The organism is Cobetia sp. MMG027 (assembly GCF_027947415.1).
Taxonomy (GTDB): domain Bacteria; phylum Pseudomonadota; class Gammaproteobacteria; order Pseudomonadales; family Halomonadaceae; genus Cobetia; species Cobetia marina.
Genome location: NZ_JAQJIO010000010.1, coordinates 48334 through 68527, shown reverse-complemented (window position 1 = coordinate 68527; position 20194 = coordinate 48334). Strand labels below are relative to the sequence as shown.

20 protein-coding genes are annotated in these 20194 nt (G+C 63.5%); 8 read left to right on the top strand and 12 right to left on the bottom strand.

The genetic code is table 11. The features are described from left to right. Positions 1-37 precede the first annotated feature (37 nt). The 8 genes from rseP to rpsB all read right to left on the bottom strand — a co-directional run bounded on the left by rseP (position 38) and on the right by rpsB (position 7514). Positions 38-1393 carry a sigma E protease regulator RseP gene (gene rseP / locus PJK54_RS14345; RefSeq protein ID WP_084207818.1) on the bottom strand — a complete coding sequence of 452 codons (1356 nt, stop codon included), beginning with the start codon at positions 1391-1393 and terminating at the stop codon, positions 38-40. A gap of 88 nt (positions 1394-1481) precedes the next feature. Next, a complete protein-coding gene (gene ispC, locus PJK54_RS14340) occupies positions 1482-2702 on the bottom strand; it encodes a 1-deoxy-D-xylulose-5-phosphate reductoisomerase (RefSeq protein WP_271303220.1) in 1221 nt (406 codons plus the stop codon). Positions 2703-2713: 11 nt separating this feature from the next. Beyond that, entirely contained in the window at positions 2714-3517 is an 804-nt protein-coding gene (locus PJK54_RS14335) for a phosphatidate cytidylyltransferase (protein ID WP_084207817.1), read from the bottom strand. Next, positions 3517-4260: a polyprenyl diphosphate synthase gene (gene uppS / locus PJK54_RS14330; RefSeq protein ID WP_084207816.1), complete on the bottom strand. Its 744-nt coding sequence runs from the start codon at positions 4258-4260 to the stop codon at positions 3517-3519. The genes PJK54_RS14335 and uppS overlap by 1 nt, the downstream gene beginning before the upstream one ends. A 55-nt stretch (positions 4261-4315) precedes the next feature. Next, positions 4316-4873, bottom strand: a complete 558-nt coding sequence (gene frr / locus PJK54_RS14325; protein WP_077377825.1) for a ribosome recycling factor — start codon at positions 4871-4873, stop codon at positions 4316-4318. 4 nt (positions 4874-4877) lie between these two features. Continuing rightward, complete coding sequence (gene pyrH / locus PJK54_RS14320; protein WP_240499639.1) at positions 4878-5615, bottom strand: UMP kinase; 738 nt, start codon at positions 5613-5615, stop codon at positions 4878-4880. A gap of 115 nt (positions 5616-5730) precedes the next feature. Beyond that, on the bottom strand, positions 5731-6600 hold the full coding sequence (tsf, locus tag PJK54_RS14315; protein WP_065392492.1) for a translation elongation factor Ts: 870 nt from the start codon (positions 6598-6600) through the stop codon (positions 5731-5733). A 179-nt stretch (positions 6601-6779) separates the two neighbouring features. Then, positions 6780-7514 (bottom strand): 30S ribosomal protein S2, encoded by a 735-nt coding sequence (rpsB, locus tag PJK54_RS14310; protein ID WP_065392491.1) that lies wholly within the window; start codon positions 7512-7514, stop codon positions 6780-6782. A 316-nt stretch (positions 7515-7830) separates the two neighbouring features. Between rpsB and map the strand changes: the two genes are divergently transcribed. From map to PJK54_RS14275, 7 genes are all read left to right on the top strand, one after another. Then, a complete protein-coding gene (map, locus tag PJK54_RS14305) occupies positions 7831-8622 on the top strand; it encodes a type I methionyl aminopeptidase (protein WP_077378170.1) in 792 nt (263 codons plus the stop codon). Positions 8623-8627: 5 nt separating this feature from the next. Further along, a complete protein-coding gene (locus tag PJK54_RS14300; RefSeq protein WP_077377823.1) occupies positions 8628-11339 on the top strand; it encodes a [protein-PII] uridylyltransferase in 2712 nt (903 codons plus the stop codon). A 163-nt stretch (positions 11340-11502) separates the two neighbouring features. After that, positions 11503-12702 carry a succinyldiaminopimelate transaminase gene (gene dapC / locus PJK54_RS14295; protein ID WP_271303219.1) on the top strand — a complete coding sequence of 400 codons (1200 nt, stop codon included), beginning with the start codon at positions 11503-11505 and terminating at the stop codon, positions 12700-12702. Between the two features lie 39 nt (positions 12703-12741). Next, entirely contained in the window at positions 12742-13143 is a 402-nt protein-coding gene (locus PJK54_RS14290; RefSeq protein WP_333781925.1) for an arsenate reductase, read from the top strand. Between the two features lie 40 nt (positions 13144-13183). Further along, the gene (gene dapD, locus PJK54_RS14285) at positions 13184-14209 is read left to right on the top strand and encodes a 2,3,4,5-tetrahydropyridine-2,6-dicarboxylate N-succinyltransferase (RefSeq protein ID WP_271303218.1); all 1026 of its coding nucleotides are present in this window, start codon (positions 13184-13186) and stop codon (positions 14207-14209) included. A gap of 157 nt (positions 14210-14366) precedes the next feature. Next, positions 14367-15563 carry a succinyl-diaminopimelate desuccinylase gene (dapE, locus tag PJK54_RS14280; protein ID WP_084209577.1) on the top strand — a complete coding sequence of 399 codons (1197 nt, stop codon included), beginning with the start codon at positions 14367-14369 and terminating at the stop codon, positions 15561-15563. After that, the gene (locus PJK54_RS14275) at positions 15560-15973 is read left to right on the top strand and encodes a hypothetical protein (RefSeq protein WP_084207814.1); all 414 of its coding nucleotides are present in this window, start codon (positions 15560-15562) and stop codon (positions 15971-15973) included. Before dapE ends, PJK54_RS14275 begins: the two co-directional genes overlap by 4 nt. A 100-nt stretch (positions 15974-16073) precedes the next feature. Here the strand turns inward: PJK54_RS14275 and PJK54_RS14270 are convergent, their stop codons facing one another. After that, positions 16074-16538, bottom strand: coding sequence for a cold-shock protein (locus PJK54_RS14270; RefSeq protein WP_077377808.1), 465 nt, complete (start codon positions 16536-16538; stop codon positions 16074-16076). A gap of 499 nt (positions 16539-17037) precedes the next feature. Between PJK54_RS14270 and PJK54_RS14265 the strand changes: the two genes are divergently transcribed. After that, positions 17038-17295, top strand: coding sequence for a SlyX family protein (locus tag PJK54_RS14265; protein WP_271303217.1), 258 nt, complete (start codon positions 17038-17040; stop codon positions 17293-17295). 122 nt (positions 17296-17417) lie between these two features. Here the strand turns inward: PJK54_RS14265 and trxB are convergent, their stop codons facing one another. The 3 genes from trxB to PJK54_RS14250 all read right to left on the bottom strand — a co-directional run bounded on the left by trxB (position 17418) and on the right by PJK54_RS14250 (position 19973). Beyond that, positions 17418-18374 carry a thioredoxin-disulfide reductase gene (trxB, locus tag PJK54_RS14260; protein WP_077377802.1) on the bottom strand — a complete coding sequence of 319 codons (957 nt, stop codon included), beginning with the start codon at positions 18372-18374 and terminating at the stop codon, positions 17418-17420. A 347-nt stretch (positions 18375-18721) separates the two neighbouring features. Then, the gene (locus PJK54_RS14255; RefSeq protein WP_065392448.1) at positions 18722-19324 is read right to left on the bottom strand and encodes a peroxiredoxin; all 603 of its coding nucleotides are present in this window, start codon (positions 19322-19324) and stop codon (positions 18722-18724) included. Between the two features lie 292 nt (positions 19325-19616). Continuing rightward, positions 19617-19973, bottom strand: a complete 357-nt coding sequence (locus tag PJK54_RS14250) for a CPXCG motif-containing cysteine-rich protein (protein WP_084207812.1) — start codon at positions 19971-19973, stop codon at positions 19617-19619. Positions 19974-20194 lie beyond the last annotated feature (221 nt).

Sequence of the window (20194 nt, the reverse complement as noted above, 5' to 3'; positions counted from 1 at the left end):
GCAATCCTGAGGCACCCCGTCTTCGCCATCCTGGTGGTTACCACAGACGCATGAGGTCGAAATAGATCGCCATGAACATCAACGACCCGACCAGCGCCATGCCGATCCTGAGCCCGGCATTCTGCACCTTCTCGGACAGTGGCTTGCCGCGCACCGCCTCGACCAGATAGAACAGCAGATGCCCGCCATCCAGCACCGGAATCGGCAGCAGATTCAATACCCCGAGACTGATGGACAGATACGCCATGAAGCCCAGGAAGGCTTCAAGCCCGGAGCGAGCCGTATCACCGGCGATCCGCGCGATGGTGATCGGTCCGGACAGATTGGAGGGCGCGATCAGGCCCACCAGCATCTTGCGGATGGAGTCCAGCGTCAGCACCGTCATCTCGCCGGTCTTGCTCACCGCCTGCCCTACGGCAGCCAGGGGCCCATAACTGAGCTCACGCTGATACTCTTCCGGCCAGCTGACATTCTCGACACCGGCGCCGACCTGCCCCACGACACGCCCGTCATCGAGCGCATTGCTCGCGGGCGTCAGTGACAGCGTCTCTTCCTTGCCATCACGCGCCACCAGCACGGACAGCGTCTCGCCCGGCGCACCGCGCACCCGCTCGACGAAGTCGATCCAGTCCACCACCAGCACGCCATCAATGCTGACGATACGGTCTCCCGCCTTCAAGCCGGCAGCCTGCGCCGCACCGTCCTCCAGCACTCGCCCCAGCACCGCCGGCAGCTGGGGCCGCCAGGCGGTGATGCCCAGCGTGACCAGCGGACGCGGCGGATCCTGATCCACCAGGAAGCGCTCGACATCCAGTGTCTGTTCACGCGAGGCACTGGCGCCCGGAGCACGGGTGGTGATCGTCAGCTGGTCGTCCCCTATCGCGCCGATGAGGCGCAGATTGATCGCCTCCCAGCTTGGTGTCGGCTGATCATTGATGGCGACGATTTCCGCATCGGGCGTCAGCCCGGCACGCCCTGCAGGAGAGTCCGGCGCCACCGCTCCGACCATCGGCACCACGGTCGTGGTACCGGCGACGAACAGCGCCCAGTACGCCAGAATCGCCAGCAGGAAATTGGCCAGCGGCCCTGCCGAGACGACGGCGATGCGCTTCCAGACGGACTTGGTATTGAAGGCCAGATGGCGCTCCGACGGGTCGACTGGCCCCTCGCGCTCATCCAGCATCTTGACGTAGCCGCCCAATGGAATGGCCGCGACACCGTATTCCGTGCCGTGGCGGTCCGTCCACGACCAGAACGGCTTGCCGAAACCGATGGAGAAGCGCAGCACCTTGATGCCGCAACGACGCGCGACCCAGAAATGACCGTACTCATGGATGGTGATCAACACCCCCAGCACGACGATCACGGCAAGAATATTCTGGATCACACCCATCACGCGCTCCTGGAAATTGGTGCCCGAGATGGGCAGCCTGCCCTGTCACGCCCACAAGGAAAGTGACAAGACAGTGCAAGATAGGATTTCAGGGCCCGACGAGGGCCAATTGGGCGGCTGCCAACTCACGTGCCGCGGCATCTTCGGACAGGATCACCTCGAGACCATCCACCGCCAGGGGCGGGCGAGCCTGCATGACGGCTTCCACCACCACCGGGATACGATCGAAGGCCAGGCGGCCCTCGAGAAAGGCTGCCACTGCCACCTCATTGGCGGCATTCATCACTGCAGGCCAGGTACCGCCTGCCGCGATGGCTTCACGCGCCAGACGCAGACACGGGAAGCGCGTCTCATCAGCGGCACGGAAGTCGAGTCGCGCCACCTGGAAAAGATCCAGCGGCTCGACGCCGGCATCGATGCGCTCCGGCCAGGCCAGCGCGTAGGCGATGGGCGTGCGCATGTCGGGATTGCCCATCTGGGCCAGCACCGAACCATCACTGTAAGCCGCCATCGAGTGAATGACACTCTGGGGATGCACGACGACCTGGATGTCGTTGGGCCCACAGGCGAACAGCCAGCAGGCCTCGATCAGTTCCAGCCCCTTGTTCATCAGGGTGGCACTGTCGACGGAGATCTTGCGCCCCATCGACCAGTTGGGATGCGCGCAGGCCTCGGCCGGCGTCACCGTCGCCAGGCGCTCGGCAGGCCACTCGGCCTCGTCACGGAACGGGCCACCCGAGGCAGTCAACAGCAGCTTCTCGACCCCGATGGGGGCCAGCCCATCGCGATGCTCGGGCGGCAGGCACTGGAAGATGGCGTTGTGCTCGGAATCGATGGGCAGCAGCGTCGCACCGTGCTGCTTCACCGCATCCATGAACAACTGGCCGGCACACACCAGCGCCTCCTTGTTGGCCAGCAGGACGCGCTTTCCCGCACGCACCGCGGCCAGAGTCGGCAGCAGCCCGGCAGCACCCACGATGGCCGCCATCACGCTGTCGACCTCGGGGGCCTCGCTGATGTCCACCAGCGCCTGCTCACCGTGACGTACCTCGATGGGCGTGCCCTGATAGCTCTCGACGCCCTCGAGCGCCTTACCGAGCCACAGCGCCGCCTCGGCGGAGGCGATCACCGCCACCTGAGGTCGATGGGCCAGGCACAGCTCCAGCAACGCCTCATGGCGCGTGGCGGCACTCAATGCATGCACCACATAGCGCTCCGGATGGCGCGAGATCACATCCAGCGTGCTGGAGCCGATGGAGCCGGTGGCCCCCAGAATCGTGATGCGCTGCACCGGCGCATTGGAGGACATGTCACCCGCCATCACGCACCACCTCCCAGCACCCAGGGCAACAGTAGCGCAAACAACGGCACGGCCGCCGTCAGACTATCGATGCGGTCCATGATGCCGCCGTGCCCCGGCAACAGCTGACTGGAGTCCTTCATCTCACGCTCGCGCTTGAACATGCTTTCCAGCAGGTCTCCCAGCACCGAAACGCCAGTGACGCCCAGCGTGACCAGCAGCAGCGGCAGCCAGTCGGCCTGCCCTGCCAGCGCATAGCCGGTGGCCAGCAATCCGGTGGCGACCAGCCCGCCGTAGACACCTTCCCAGGACTTGCCCGGGCTGACACGTGGCGCCAGCTTGCGCTTGCCGAATCGCTTGCCGGAGAAATAGGCACCGATATCCGCCGCCCACACCATCAGCAGCACGTACAGCAGCCACTCGCCACCGCTGGTCTTGAGCTGGAGAAAGCCGAACCAGGTCGGCAACAGTGCCAGGACCCCGACACCCAGTCGCATGCCGGTGGCATGCCATTCCTGACGCTTTTCGGGGTAATGCATCACCCAGCGCAGATTTACGGCCCATGCCAGCGCCGCCAGATAGAGCGGCCAGCGAGCCTGGGAGGCATCCGCCCACCACACCAGCAGCATCGCCAGCGCCATGCAGGCAGGAAACAGCAGACGCGCCGCGCCGGCACGCACGCCGGCAAGATTGGCCCATTCCCAGGCGGCCAGTGCCACCACGCCCCCGGTCATGACCGCAAAGGCGGCACCGTCGAGGCCAAACAGCCCCCACAGCGCCAGCGGGGCGAGAATGAGCGCGGTGATGATTCGTTGTTTGAGCACTAGAGCCCCTCGGCGTCGAGTTGTTCGCTGGTCATGCCGTAGCGCCGTTGACGCTGGGCATAGGCATCGAGCGCCTCATCGAAGGCCGCCGAGTCGAAATCAGGCCACAGCACCGGCGAGAAGTAGAACTCGGCGTAGGCCAGCTGCCAGAGCAGGAAGTTGGAGATACGCTGCTCGCCACTGGTGCGAATGCACAGATCCACTTCCGGGAGCGAACTCAGACAGACCTCGGCCCCGAGGCGGGACTCGTCGATATCCGCGGCCTTGAGCTCGCCTCGCTCGACCTGCGTCGCCAGACGTCGGGCAGCCTCGGCAATGTCCCAGCGGCCACCGTAGTTGGCGCAGATGACCACATGCATGCCGCGATTGTCGCGCGTCATCTCTTCGGCACTGCGGATATGTTTCTGGATGGAGCTTGAGAAGCGGCTGCGCTCCCCGATCACGGAGAGGCGTATGTCGTGTCGATGAAGCTTCTTGACCTCACGCTTGAGCGCCATGAGGAACAGCTCCATCAGCGCACTGACCTCATTGGCCGGACGCTTCCAGTTCTCGCTGGAGAAAGCAAACAGGGTCAGTACCTCGACGCCCTGCTCGGCAGCGCGACGGATGGTACTGCGGACGGTCTCGGCACCGGCACGATGGCCACGGATACCAGCCCAGCCGCGGGATTTCGCCCAGCGGTTGTTGCCGTCCATGATGATCGCCACATGGCGTGGCGTGGAGAGGGAATTCGGTGACGTCATGGGGTCTCGCTACGAGCACCGGATGCCGCCGACAGGGTGCCGGCGGCAGACCCGATCAGACCTGCATCAGGTCAGTTTCCTTGTGCTCCAGAGCACTGTCGACTTCCGCCACATACTTGTCGGTCAGCTTCTGGATCTCGTCTTCTCCGCGACGTGCATCGTCTTCGGAGATGTCCTTGTCCTTGAGCAGGCTCTTGATGTCGCCATTGGCGTCACGACGCACATTGCGAAGCGCCACGCGGGCGTTTTCCGCTTCTGCACGCGCCTGCTTGGTGTAACCACGACGCGTCTCTTCCGTCAGCATCGGCATCGGCACGCGAATCACGTCACCGGCGGTGGACGGGTTGAGACCCAGGTCAGAAGTCATGATGGCCTTCTCGACCTTCGGCACCATGGGCTTTTCCCACGGCACGACAGTCAGGGTGCGCGCATCTTCGGTGGTGATGTTGGCCACCTGATTCAGCGGCACCTGGCTACCGTAGTAGTCGACCGTCACGGCATCGAGAATGCTCGGATGCGCACGACCGGTACGAATCTTGCTGAAGGCGGCACCGAGGGACTCGATGGTCTTCTTCATGCGTGCTTCGACGTCTTTCTTGATATCGTTGATCACAATCTTACCCTCTATCAATCAGCGTGCCTTCCTTGCCACCCACCACCAGGTTGAGCAGCGCGCCTACCTTGTTCATGTTGAACACCCGTACCGGCATGTCATGGTCACGCACCAGGCAGATGGCGGTCAAATCCATCACGCCGAGCTTCTGCTCCAGCGCGTCGTCATAACTGAGGCTCTCGTACTTCACGGCATCCGGGAACTTGACCGGGTCCTTGTCGTAGACACCATCCACCTTGGTCGCCTTGATGACGGCATCGGCATCGATCTCGATGCCACGCAGACAGGCGGCGGAATCCGTGGTGAAGAACGGGTTGCCGGTGCCGGCGGAGAAGATGACGACGTCACCCGAGGTCAGATAACGGATCGCGGTACGGCGGTCGTAATGTTCTACCACGCCACTCATCGGGATGGCAGACATGACGCGAGAGCGGATGTTGGAACGCTCCAGTGCATCACGCAGCGCCAGACCGTTCATGACGGTGGCCAGCATGCCCATGTGGTCGCCGGTCACGCGTTCCATGCCGGCTTCCTGCAGGGCCGCGCCACGGAACAGGTTACCGCCGCCGATCACGATGCCGACCTGGACACCGATGCCCACCAGCTGACCGATTTCCAGCGCCATGCGATCCAGCACCTTGGGGTCGATGCCGAACTCGCCATCGCCCATCAGGGCCTCACCGGAAAGCTTGAGCAGTATGCGCTTGTACTTGGCATTGCGTTCAGCGGAAATGGTGGCCATGCGAATTTCTCCTGATACTGACATACGGGGACGGGGCGGCCCGAAGGCGGGGGCCAGATACACGATGGCGTGCGACTAAGCGCACGCCATCGTGAGAAGCGAAAACAGTCAGCCCTTACGCGCGGCTGGCCTGCTCACGGACTTCAGCTGCGAAGTCCACTTCTTCCTTCTCGATACCTTCACCGACTTCCATGCGCACGAAGGATACCACTTCACCGCCGGCAGCCTTGACGAACTCGGCGACGGTCTGGTTCGGGTCCTTGACGAACGGCTGTTCGGTCAGGCTGTTTTCAGCCAGGTACTTCTTCAGACGGCCCTGGGACATCTTCTCGGCGATTTCCGCCGGCTTGCCAGCCATGTCCGGCTGAGCAAGGATGATGGCCTTCTCGGCGTCCATCTGTTCCTGCGGCATGTCTGCCGGACGTGCACAGACCGGGTTCACGGCTGCGACGTGCATGGAGACGTCCTTGGCCGCGTCAGCGGTGCCGCCCTGCAGCAGGGTCAGAGCCGCGATGCGACCGCCGTGGACGTAACCACCGACGACACCACCGGCCGGCGCTTCGACCAGCTCGGCGCGACGCACGGAGATGTTCTCACCGATCTTCTGAACCAGCTGACCACGAGTGTCTTCCAGCTCGCCTTCCATCAGGGAAGCGATATCGGTGTTCTTGGTCTCGAACACGCGGTCGGCGATCAGCTTGGTGAAGGCCTGGAAGTTGTCATCGCGAGCGACGAAGTCGGTCTCGGAGTTGACTTCGACCATCACGCCATAGCTGGCATCGTCGGCGACCTTGATGACGATGGCGCCTTCAGCGGCCACACGGCCAGCTTTCTTGGCGGCCTTCAGGCCGGAGTTCTTGCGCAGGTTCTCGATCGCGAGCTCGATGTCGCCACCGGCTTCGGTAAGAGCCTTCTTGCATTCCATCATGCCGAGCGCAGTACGCTCACGCAGTTCCTTGACCATAGATGCGCTGATAGCTGCCATGGGATGAAACCTCTGTCGTGTCGACGTCTTTGAATACGGGAATTCGGTCACGACCGCTTGAGCGGTCGCAAATGAGGGGGCCGTGGCCCCCTCATTGCCTGACCTGACTGCCGCTTGGCTAGGCCATGCCGCACTTAGTGTAGCGCAGCGTGTGTGACAGTCAGATCAAGCCGCCAGGATCACTCTGCTGCGTCTTCTTCAGCCGCAGTTTCGACGAACTCACCGGCCAGCTCTTCTTCCTTGTTCTTGCCACAGGCGCCTGCAATTGCCTGGACATAGATCTGGATGGCACGGATGGAGTCATCGTTACCCGGGATGACGTAGTCCACGCCGTCCGGGTTGGAGTTGGTATCGACGACGCCGATGACCGGGATGCCCAGCTTGTTGGCTTCGTTGATCGCGATGCGCTCGTGGTCAACGTCGATCACGAACATGGCGTCCGGCAGGCCGCCCATTTCCTTGATACCGCCGATGGAACGCTCGAGCTTGTCCTGCTCACGAGTGGCCATCAGGACTTCTTTCTTGGTCAGCTTCGCGAAGGTACCGTCTTCATGCATCTGCTCGATTTCGCGCAGGCGCTTGATGGACTGACGGATGGTCTTGAAGTTGGTCAGCATGCCGCCCAACCAGCGATGGTTGACGTACGGCTGGCCAGCCTTGCGAGCTTCTTCCTTGATGATCTTGCCGGCAGCGCGCTTGGTGCCCACGAACATGATCTTGTTGCCATTGGCAGCCATCTTCTCGACCACTGACACGGCTTCGTTCAGCGCCGGCAGGGTGTGCTCGAGGTTGATGATGTGGATCTTGTTGCGAGCGCCGAAGATGAACTTGGACATCTTCGGGTTCCAGTACTTGGTCTGGTGACCGAAGTGTGCGCCTGCCTTGAGCAGATCGCGCATGTTGACTTGCGCCATGTGAATATCTCCTGGATATCGGGTTGGGCCTCCACGTCCCCCATGGATCCGACCGCTTGCGCGGCACCCGGGACCATGTGACGGAACGTGTGTGGATTGGGGTTATGTACGTCAGTCCTTTCAATGTCGCCTCGGCCAGATGCCCGGAGGTGGCCGATCGAGGAGAATTTGCAGGAAAGCGCGCGGCTTTATACCATAGCTCGACCACGATATGAAGTCGCGACTGCCCGACACGGCACGCGATGCGTCGCGCCATTCCCCCGCCACGCGCGGCCTGGCGGCGTTTCATCCCTCTTATCTCCTGCCTCGAGTCCTCATGAACATTCCCATCAAGACAGCTGAAGAAATCGACAAGATGCGCGTCGCCGGCCGTCTGGCGGCTGAAGTGCTGGAGCTGCTCGACGAGCACGTCCGTCCCGGTGTCACCACGGGCGAGCTCAATCGCATCGCTCACCATCACATCACCGAGGTTCAGGGCTGCATTCCGGCACCGCTCAACTACCACGGCTTCCCGAAATCGATCTGCACCTCGATCAATCACGTGGTCTGTCACGGCATTCCCGATGACAACAAGAAGCTCAAGAAGGGTGACATCCTCAACATCGACATCACCGTGATCAAGGACGGCTATCACGGCGACACCTCGAAGATGTACATCGTCGGGGAACCGACCATCCAGGCGGAGCGCCTGTGCCGCATCACCCAGGAATGTCTCTACAAGGGCATCGAGCTGGTACGCCCGGGCGTGCGTCTTTCCGAGATCGGTCGCGCCATCCAGAAGCATGCCGAAGCGGCAGGTTACAGTGTCGTGCGTGACTTCTGCGGCCACGGTATCGGCGCCGGCTTCCATGAGGACCCGCAGGTGCTGCACTATGACGGCTACGAAGCCCGTGCCGACGCCGAGCTCCTGGAAGGCATGTGCCTGACCATCGAGCCGATGGTCAATGTCGGTGGTTACAAGGTGAAGGTACTCAAGGACGACTGGACAGCCGTGACCAAGGACAAGAGCCTGTCCGCGCAGTGGGAGCACACCCTGCTGGTCACCGCCACCGGCGTCGAGGTGCTGACACGTCGCACGGAAGAGGACCTCTCCTTCCTCGAGGGTTGATCACGATGCTCCTGCACCACTACCACTTCGTCGAGCGTGAAGCGCTCTACGATGCCGTCACCTTCGACGGCGAGCTGGCCACGACGAAGACGCCCATCCCGCTGTTCAAGCGGGCTCTGGCACAGGTACAGGAGCGTCTCGAGGCCCGCTTCAAGGCGGGTGCCGACATCCGCGACCTCATCCATGGCCGTGCCCGCGCCATCGATCGCCTGCTGGCCATCGCCTGGCAACGCCAGGCCTGGCCGGATGATGGCATCGCCCTGCTCGCCGTGGGCGGCTATGGCCGCGGTGAGCTGCACCCGCACTCCGACATCGACCTGCTGCTGTTGCTGGAGCAGGACGATGACATGCCCTACCGTGAGGCGCTGTCCGCCTTCATCACCTTCCTGTGGGACATCGGGCTCGAGATCGGCCAGTCGGTGCGCTCGCTGAGTGACTGCGAACGTGAGGCCCGTGCCGACGTCACCGTGATCACCAACCTGCTGGAATCCCGTGTCATCGCCGGCCCGCAGCGGCTGCGCGAGGCCATGCGCGAGCGCCTGGGTACCGACCGTCTGTGGCCGGCCGAGGCCTTCTTCGAGGCCAAGTGGCAGGAGCAGATCGCTCGCCACCACAAGTTCGCCAATACCGAATATCACCTCGAACCCAACATCAAGTCATCCCCCGGTGGCCTGCGCGATATCCAGATGATCGGCTGGGTCGCCAAGCGTCACTTCGGGGTCGAGCGCTACGACAACCTCGTCGAGCTGGGCTTCATGAATGACGCCGAGCTGCGCATCCTCAGCCAGGGCCAGGCCTTCCTGTGGCAGGTGCGCTTCGCGCTGCACATGCTGGCCGGGCGCGCCGAGGACCGGCTGCTGTTCGACCACCAGCGCACCATCGCCGAGCTGTTCGGCTTCCAGGACACGCCCGAGCACCTGGCGGTCGAGCAGTTCATGAAGCGCTACTATCGTCACGTCACCGCCCTGGCGGGCCTCAACGACATGCTGCTGCAGCACTTCGATGAGGCCATCCTGCGCCATGACGAGCCGGTCAACATCGTGCCGCTCAATCCGCGCTTCGAGATTCGCAGCGGCTACATCAGCCTGCGCGAGGAAGGCGTGTTCCGCCGTCGCCCCGCCGCGCTGCTGGAGCTGTTCCTGCTCATGGCCCAGCACCCCGAGATCGAGGGCGTGCGCGCCGACACCATCCGCGCACTGCGTGATCATCGTCACCAGATCGATGACGCCTTCCGTGACGACGTCCGTCACCAGAGCCTGTTCATGGAGCTGATGCGCTCCGGCGGCAACGTGCCACGCGTCCTCAAGCGCATGGCGCGCTACGGCATCCTCGGCAAGTACCTGCCGGCCTTCGGTCGTGCCGTCGGCCTGATGCAGCATGACCTGTTCCACGTCTACACCGTCGATGCCCACACCCTGCGCCTGCTCAAGGTCGCCCAGGAATTCCGCGCCCCTGACGCGGAAGAGGAATTCCCCGTCGCCGCCGCCTTGATCCGTGAACTGCCCAAGCTGGAATTGCTGTGGATCGCGGGGCTCTATCATGACATCGGCAAGGGACGCGGCGGCGATCACTCCGAGATCGGCGCACTGGAAATCGAGGACTTCGCCCGCCGTCACGATCTCAGTCAGCGCGACACTCGCACCCTGAGCTGGCTGGTGCGTCACCATCTGCTGATGTCGATGACCGCGCAGAAGCAGGACATCGCCGACCCCGAGATCATCACGCGCTTCGCCGAGATCGTCGGCGACGAGACGCATCTCGACTACCTCTACGTGCTGACGGTGGCCGACATCAATGCCACCAACCCCTCGCTGTGGAATGGCTGGCGAGCGGCGCTGCTGCGTCAGCTGCACATGGAGACGCGCCGGGCGCTGCGACGGGGCCTGGAGCATCCGCCGGAACGCCACGAATGGATCGCCGAGACCCGGGAGGAAGCCCTGTCACTGCTGGCCGGCATGGGCACCTCACGCAGCGACGCCGAAGCGCTGTGGGCCAGCCTCGGTGACGACTACTTCGTACGCTACGCGCCCAGCGAGGTGGCCTGGCACACACAGGGCATCCTGGCACGTCAGGCATCGCCCCAGCTGGACGAGCATGGCGAACCTCTGCCGCTGGTGCTGACCAGTGCACCCACCGAAGAGATGACCGAAGGCGGCACCAAGGTCTTCATCCATACCCGCTCGGTGGACAACCTGTTTGCCGCCACGGCGGCGGCACTGGAGCAGCTGGGGCTCTCGATCCACGATGCACGCATCGCCACCTCGAGCCACAACTGGACGCTCAACACCTTCATCCTGCTCGATGACGACGGTGAGCCGATCCGCGATGCCGCACGTCTCGCCGACATCCGCACCCATCTGGTCGAAGAGCTGGATGATCCGGATGACTACTCGGTGATCGTCAATCGCCATACGCCGCGTCAGCTCAAGCATTTCCGCATCGCGCCACGCATCACGCTCAGCCAGGACTACACCAATGGCCGCAGCGTGCTGGAAGTGATCGCCTCTGACCGCCCGGGTCTGCTGGCGCGCATCGGCCGCGTGTTCATGGAGCACGAGATCGCCATCGATGCCGCCAAGATCGTCACCCTGGGCGAGCGCGTCGAGGATATCTTCTTCATCACCGACCGCGCCGGTGAGCCGATCACCGACCCAGAGCGCCAGACGCGCCTGCGTGATGCCCTGACCGAAGTGCTCCAGGTCGGCGAGCGCGGCTGACGCGTCGCGCAGGCATGAACAGCGAGAGGCCGCCGGCACCCCGCGATTGAGGGGACCGGCCGCCTTCCCTATAATCGCGAGTCGACCTGCATGGCAGTCCGGCGGACTCGCGGACGCCTTCCTTCCTGCTCGGCCGGCAACGGCCATCACCCATGGAACGTGCATGAACCCGGATCTCGACCAGCTCAAGCCCTACCCGTTTGAAACCCTGGCCAAGCTGCGCGAGGGCGTCGTCCCCAACCCCGCTCTGGACCCGATTGCGCTGACCATCGGCGAGCCGCGTCACGCCCCCCCCGAGTTCGTGCTCGACACCCTGCGCGAGAACATCATGGGCGTGGCCAAGTATCCCGCCACCGGCGGCCTGCCGGAATTGCGCTCCGCGATCGCCAGCTGGCTGGAGAAGCGCTTCTCGCTCAACGCCACCCCGGATATCGACCAGCAGGTCCTGCCGGTCACCGGCACCCGCGAGGCACTGTTCGCCTTCATCCAGGCCTCGCTGGACAGCACGCGTCCGGCGCGCGTGCTGGTGCCGAACCCCTTCTATCAGATCTACGAAGGCGCGACGCTGCTGGCCGGCGGCGAGGTCACCTACCTGCCCTGCCCCGCCGAGAACGGCTTCCGCCCCGACTACGCCGCGGTGCCGGCCGAGGTATGGCGTGACACCCAGATCGTCTTCGTCTGCTCGCCGGGCAACCCCACTGGCGCGGTGACGCCGCTGGCCGACTTCCAGCAGCTGATTCGCCTCGCTGACGAGCACGACTTCCTGATCGCCTCCGACGAGTGCTATTCAGAGCTTTACCTCGACGAAGCCACACCGCCGCCGGGCCTGCTGCAAGCCTGTGCCGCCATGGGCCGCGATGACTACGCGCGCTGCGTGGTCTTCCACTCGCTGTCCAAGCGCTCCAACCTGCCGGGCCTGCGCTCCGGCTTCGTGGCCGGCGATGGCGAGGTGATCCGTCGCTTCCGTCACTACCGCACCTATCACGGCTGCGCGATGCCGCTGCACCACCAGCACGCCTCCATCGCCGCCTGGAACGATGAAGCCCACGTGCTGGCCAATCGCGACGCCTACCGCGAGAAGTTTGCCGCCGTGACCGAGATCCTCGCGCCGGTGATGGACTTCCCGACCCCGGAAGCCAGCTTCTATCTCTACCCGGCCGTGCCGGGCGGGGATGACGCCGCCTTCACCCGCGAGCTGCTGCGTGAAGAGGCCGTCGGCGTGCTGCCGGCAAGCTACATGGCGCGTGAGGTGGACGGCGTGAATCCGGGCGCCGGACGCATTCGTCTGGCGCTGGTGGCCGAACTGGAACAGACCGTCGAAGCCGCCCGGCGCCTGCGTCGCTTCGTCGAACGCCTGCGCTGAGCGCCAGGCCTGCACGGGCTGACAGCAGCCCAACACTGGATGACAGCCCCGCCCGGCGAGGCGGATTGGCTCAAGGAGACCGCCATGCACGTGCTCTACGGCATCAAGACCTGCGATACCTGCCGCAAGGCGCGCCGCGCCCTCGATGGCCGGGGCGTGCCCTACCGCTGGCATGACCTGCGTGAGGATGGCCTCTCCGCCAGCCTGCTGGAATCCTGGCTGGAGCAGACCGCCTGGAGCAACCTGCTCAACAAGCGCAGCACCAGCTGGCGCAACCTGAGCGATGAACAACGTGACAGCCTCGATGCCAACTCGGCACGCGCACTGATGCTGGAGCACCCGACCCTGATCAAGCGCCCCATCCTCGAACGCCATCCGGCCGAGGACGAGGTGGATCTGGTGATCGGCTATGACAAGGCGGTCTACGAACCGCAGGACTGAGTTACCTCTTACACCACTGGACACCCCGGAGATTGACACGATGTTGAGCCTTGCCCTCGGAATCGGCACCCAGAACACCACCGGCGACTGGCTGGAAGTCTACTATCCTGCCCCGCTGTTCAAGCCGACCGCTGCCGTTGCTGACGCCGCTCGCAAGGCACTGGACGCACCGGCCGGCACCACTGCCACCAGCTTCCTGCCGGAGCACTGTGCCGCCCTGGCCAGCGCCCTGCGCGACGCCGGCGACAGCGCCCAGGCCGAACTGGCCGAAAGCCTGGCCGGCTCCCAGCGCCCGCTGGTCGCCATGTTCCTCGAGGAAGATGCCGCCCCGCAGAGCGTGCCGGAGGTCTACCTCAAGCTGCACCTGCTGTCCCACCGAATGGTGCGTCCGCATGGCATCGACCTGACCGGCATGTTCGGTCTGCTCAAGAATGTCGCCTGGACCAGCGAAGGCGCCATCGACATCGAGGAGCTGCCGGCGCGTCGTCTCAAGGCCCGCCTGGAAGGTCGCACGCTGTCCGTGGACTGCGTCGACAAGTTCCCGAAGATGACCGACTACGTGGTGCCGACCGGCATCCGTGTCGCCGATACCTCACGTGTGCGTCTGGGTGCCTACCTGGGCGAAGGCACCACCGTGATGCACGAAGGCTTCTGCAACTTCAATGCCGGCACCGAAGGCCCGGGCATGGTCGAAGGCCGTATCGCTGCGGGCGTCTTCGTCGGCAAGGGCTCTGACCTGGGCGGTGGCTGCTCCACCATGGGCACCCTGTCCGGTGGCGGCAACATCATCATCAAGGTCGGCGAAGGCTGCCTGATCGGCGCCAATGCCGGCATCGGCATCCCGCTGGGCGATCGCTGCACCGTGGAAGCTGGCCTCTACATCACCGCCGGCACCAAGGTCATGGTCTTCGACAATGAAGGCAAGGAAGTCGAGACCGTCGCGGCACGTGAGCTGGCGAACCAGGATGACCTGCTGCTGCGTCGCAACTCCATCACCGGTCGCGTGGAATGCCTCACCAACAAGAGCGCCATCGCGCTCAATGATGCCCTGCACGCCCACAACTGAGGCGCGTGACGGCTGCCTGTCAGGCAAGTGAGCCAGACAGGTAGCCGCGGCATCTTCCGGCTCGGGCAGCGATGCTCGAGCCGGCACGAAGACATTTCGTCTCCCCCGAATTTCGCGTTGCCGCTCCTCGCGGCGACGCCTGCAGCGATGGCCCATGATGACTGATTCACACGCACCGCTTCCGTCACGCCCCAGCAATCTCTCGCCGACGCTGGAACTGGCCTTCGACCTGATCGAACGCCCTTCCGTCACACCGGATGATCTGGATTGCCAGGCCCTGATGATCGACCGTCTCGAGGCGCTTGGCTTCACGATCACCCGCCTGCCCTTCGGTGATGTCGAGAATTTCTGGGCAGTACGCGGTCATCATGGTCCGGTACTGGCCTTCGCCGGCCACACCGATGTCGTGCCCACCGGCCCGGAAGCCAACTGGCAGTATCCGCCGTTCTCACCGTGCATCGATGACGCCGGCTTCCTGTGTGGCCGTGGTGCCGCCGACATGAAGGGCTCGCTGGCCGCGATGCTGACCGCCACCGAGCGCTTCGTGACCGCCAACCCGGACCACGAAGGCCGCATCGCCTTCCTGATCACCTCCGATGAGGAAGGCCCGGCGGTTCACGGCACCCGCGCGGTGGTCGAGTATCTGCGCGAGCACCACGAACGCCTGGATTACTGCATCGTCGGCGAGCCGTCCTCCACCGACTATGCCGGTGACGTGATCAAGAATGGCCGTCGCGGCTCGCTGGGTGCCGTCATGCACGTGAAGGGCGTGCAGGGCCACGTGGCCTATCCGCACCTGGCACGCAACCCGATCCACGAGGCCGCCCCGGCACTGGCCGCCATGGCCGCTGAACACTGGGACGACGGCAACGACTTCTTCCCGGCGACCAGCTTCCAGATTTCCAACATCCGTGGCGGTACCGGCGCGACCAACGTCATCCCCGGCGAGCTGGAAGTGGTGTTCAACTTCCGCTATTCCACCGAGTTGACCGCCGATGATCTCAAGCGTCGCACCTACGAGATCCTCGAGAAGCACGGTCTGGACGTCGAGATCGAGTGGAACCTGAGCGGCGAGCCCTTCCTGACACCGGAAGGCGCGCTGGTCGATGCCGCCGTGCACGGCGTGGAACGCGCGCTGGGACGCAAGCCGGTACTGTCCACCTCCGGCGGCACCTCGGACGGGCGCTTCATCGCCACGCTCGGCACCCAGGTGGTAGAACTGGGGCCGGTCAACGCGACCATCCACAAGATCGATGAACGCGTCATGGCCAGCGATCTGGACCAGCTCTCCAGTGCCTATGAACACATCCTGGAATACCTGTTTGTCCCCGCGACCCGAGAGACCACGGCATGAGCGACACCCCGCACACTGACGCCGATGAGCAATACCCGGACATCGAGATCTACCTCAAGCCCTTGAGCCTGGAAGCGCTCGGTGCCTGGCTGGGCGAGCAGTTCGGGCAGGTCGTCGTCTTCCAGCCGGCCGGCAAGCTGCAGCACCGGACCCGCCTCACGCGTGACGGCGCCGAGATCGCGGTACTGGTCGTGGAGAAGGTCGCTGACGGGTTCGCCAGCCTGTGGTTCGACAGCGCCAGCACTCCCTGGGCACGTGATGTCGACTGTGCTCGCGCCGCCGCCCGAGGGCTGCAGGTCGAGGCGCGCTGCTCGCTGGGCAGCTGGCAGCCAGGTGATGAGCCGGACCGCTTCTTCCGCGTCATGGCCGATGGCAGCGAAGAGGCCTTCACCTGGCCAGACCAGGGCTGAGTGACGCGACGCTCGTCACCCCAATGTGCAGGCCATGAACGACAACGCCCCGCAGGCTAGCCTGCGGGGCGTTGTCGTCTTTCACTGAGCGAGTCAGCGATCAGGTGATGACCGTCACGTCATCCGCCTGCAGGCCACGCTCATTGCTGATGACGTGGTAACGCACCTTCTGACCTTCGGCCAGCGTGCGATGGCCCTTGCCACGGATGGCACGGAAGTGCACGAAGACATCTTCACCGCTCTCGCGGGTCACGAAGCCATAGCCCTTGTTGACGTTGAACCACTTGACCTCGCCGATCTCACGATCGTCGTCCTCGACTTCGGCCAGCGCCGCGGAACGCGGTGTCAGCACCGGAATGGCCAGGGTGGCGACCAGCAGCAGAATGAAGACGGCGACGGCAGCAGCGGCGTAGGCCAGTTCAAAGCCCTCGACGCTGAGTGCAGTGGACAGCGTGTCGGCCAGCTCGCCGCCGGTCAGGGTGATGAAGACGGCAATCAGCAACGGTGCCGGCAATGCCAGCAACAGACTGATGATGAAACAACGGAAGAACGATTTGGAACTCATCAAGATAAACTCTCTAAGCAATGGATTAAGGTGGAACGCGACAAGGCAGAAGGGGGTACTTCAGATGATCCATATCAGAATGTTCTGCCAGACGCCGCAGCAAGGGCAGAATCCGGGAGGATGACGACACGCGATGCGACCGTCAGTCGTCGGACCTCTGCCTGAACGCAACGCCTCACGGCGATGCCCGTGGCTGTCACTGACACTCGGTGTCAGCCTGGCCACGTCGTGGCTCGTGATGCGAGTCTCCCCACATCAGTCGATGGAACCGGCAGCCATGTCAGTGCCAGAGGCGAAACTGGCAGGTGCCGTCAACAGGTGCACTGCGCGAAAAGAAGGCAGAACACACCGATATCAGTCTAACACGCCTCACCAGAATGCGTCTGATGCCACCACGTGCCTCCCCTCAACCCTTGTCGGTCCGCTTGTGGCTGGTGATATCCTCACGCCACTGACTCACCCACCGGGACTGACACCTCTCTTCAGGAGTTCATAGCGCATGCCGACCCCGACCGATCTTCCCGGCGATGCTCGGCTGGAAGCACGCCTGGAGGCGCTCGAAAGCCGCCTGGCCCACCAGGATGACTGGCTGGAGACGCTGGATCGCACCGTGATTGCCCAGCAACGCCAGATAGAGACGCTCGAGCGCCTCACCGCGCTGATGAGCGCGCAGCTGCGCCAATTGCGCGAATCTGGCAGTGAACGGACACAGACCGACTCACTGTCGCCTGCCGACGAGCTTCCTCCTCACTACTGAAGCGAGCACTGGCACCTGTGATCAAAACGCAGAACGGCCCCGCAGCGCATGCCACGGGGCCGTTCTTGTGCGTGCCTCCCTGACGGCTTGTCAGGAGACGCGAGCGCGGAGGGTCAGGCCATTCAGGCAGTCAGGCCATCCAGATAGCGCTCGGCGTCCAGCGCCGCCATGCAGCCAGTACCGGCAGAGGTGATCGCCTGGCGATAGACGTGATCCATCACGTCACCACAGGCATAGACACCGGGGATGCTGGTCTGGGTGGCATTGCCTTCCAGGCCGGACTGGACCTTGAGATAGCCGCCCTGCATCTCCAGCTGGCCTTCGAACAGGCTGGTATTCGGACGATGGCCGATGGCGATGAATACCCCCATCGAGCTCAGCTCCTTGGTGGCGCCACTCTCGACATGACGCAGACGCACGCCAGTGACGCCGGAGTTGTCACCCAGCACCTCATCCAGCGTGTGATGCCATTCCACCGCCATGTTGCCGTTCTCGACCTTGTCGAACAGCTTGTCCTGCAGAATCTTCTCGGCGCGCAGGCTGTCGCGACGGTGCACCAGGGTGACCTTGGAGGCGATGTTGGACAGGTACAGCGCTTCCTCGACCGCGGTGTTGCCGCCCCCGACCACCACGACTTCCTGATTGCGATAGAAGAAGCCATCACAGGTCGCGCAGGCCGAGACGCCCTGGCCCATGAACTGCTGCTCGCTCGGCAGGCCCAGATACTGTGCACTGGCACCGGTGGCGATGATCAGGGCGTCACAGCTGTAGCTGCCGTTGTCACCCTTGAGCAGGAACGGACGCTCGCCGAGAGTCACTTCGTTGATGTGATCGAACAGGACTTCGGTCTCGAAGCGCTCGGCGTGACGGCGCATGCGCTCCATCAACTCCGGCCCCTGCACGCCGGCATCATCGCCCGGCCAGTTGTCGACATCGGTGGTGGTGGTCAGCTGGCCACCCATCTGCATGCCGGTGATCAGCAGTGGCTTGAGGTTGGCACGCGCGGCATAGACGGCAGCGGTGTAACCCGCCGGGCCGGAGCCGAGGATGATCAGACGTTCGTGACGGACATTGCTCATGGATGACCTCAGGACAGATGAAGGTGGAAAATTCACCAGACGCCGGGTGACGACTGATGATCTATGTACTGAGCGATGCGGACAGCGCCTGCGATCGGCATGGCTCAGGACACGGAGTGGATGGTGAACAGGGACTGCGCAGATTAGCGCAGACGCGCCGAGCTTTCAGCACTGCGCTCAGACCGGCATCGCAGAAGCTTATGACGCTAGCCTTAGATACACGGAAGCCGCCGCCAGGGGCGACGGCTTCCGGTTCGCCTGCCAGTCGAGCCACTCATGGGAGGGTGTCGAAAGGCGGACGCTCGACCAGGCAGCGATGACGCGGCTGATCGCTACCAGGCAGCGACTTACAGGCTGCTGGAGTGACCTGCCAGGTACTTGGCGACACCTTCAGCGGTGTCCTTCATGCCTTCCTGACCTTCTTCCCAGCCTGCCGGGCAGACTTCGCCGTTGGTCTGGTGGAACTGCAGGGCCTTGACCATGCGGACCATCTCGTCGACGTTGCGGCCCAGCGGCAGGTTGTTGACGACCTGGTGCTGAACGACACCGTCTTCGTCGATCAGGAAGGACGCGCGCAGTGCGACGCCAGCTTCCGGGTGTTCGACACCGAAGGCCTGCACGATTTCGTGCTTGACGTCAGCCACGATCGGGAAGCCGACTTCACCGATGCCGCCAGCGTCCGGAGAGGTCTTGCGCCATGCGTGGTGAGTGAACTGGGAATCGATGGAAACACCGATGACTTCAACGCCGAGTTCCTTGAACTTCGCCAGACGGTTGTCGTGGGCGATGATTTCAGACGGGCAAACGAAGGTGAAGTCCAGCGGCCAGAAGAACAGCACACGCAGCTTGCCGTTGGAATCAGACAGCTTGTAGTTGTCGACGATGGTACCGTCGCCCAGCACAGCTGCGGCTTCGAAATCCGGGGCCTGACGTCCGACCAATACGCTCATGGTGATCTCCTGAGAAATGATGATGGAAGGCGCAAAGCCGCCTTCGTGATGAATCGCCACACAGACTAATCGCCTCAGGTGGCAGATGCCAAATGTTTGGCGCAATCACCATCATAGAGTTTGCCTATGAAAGCTCGATGACGATGCCTGCTGCGCCGGAATCATAAGTGACCTCTGAAACAGAATACAGTATCTCCTGTGCACTGCTCGGGATTCTCGCTCTTGCGGCGCGATTCGGGGCAGATGCGCTGAATCAGGGCACCTGAGATCGCGTCTGAGATCGCCCCCGAGGTCAGAGCACGTCATCGTCCTGGCCGATATCCAGGCCGTCCAGCTCACCACTGACGGGGTCCACCTGCTGGCGCACCTGGATCGGCTGACAGCAGCGCTCGCAGTCGATGATGTTGGTCAGACTGCCCTCGTCCAGATCCAGGAACACCGTGAAGGGCGTGTCACAGTAGGGGCAGTTGATTTCCGCCTCATGCAGCGCCTCACTGGTCACGCCCTCATGCTTGTCCTCAAGCAGCTCATGTCCCGGCCACTCATCGGACTGCCCCGAGGAATGCTCCGCCAGCCACTGCTCGACGGCAGCATCCAATACCTCATCATCTTCCGGCAACTCACCCGGCTCACGCCCTTGATCACTCATGCCAACCTCCGTCATGTCATGTGAGAGATGCGATTGATCGCGGCGAAAGCCTTGCCAGCGGCTGACAGTCCACGAGCCATGAGCGCCATGCTCACCTCCCTCACGATGTCTCTCATCCGTCTCTATGGCAGCGAACGCGACGCGGGGTTCCTCCTGCGCACTATCCTCAAGCAAGCAGGCGCTTGAATTCCGGTCAGATGATGACCATAGCCTTATATAGG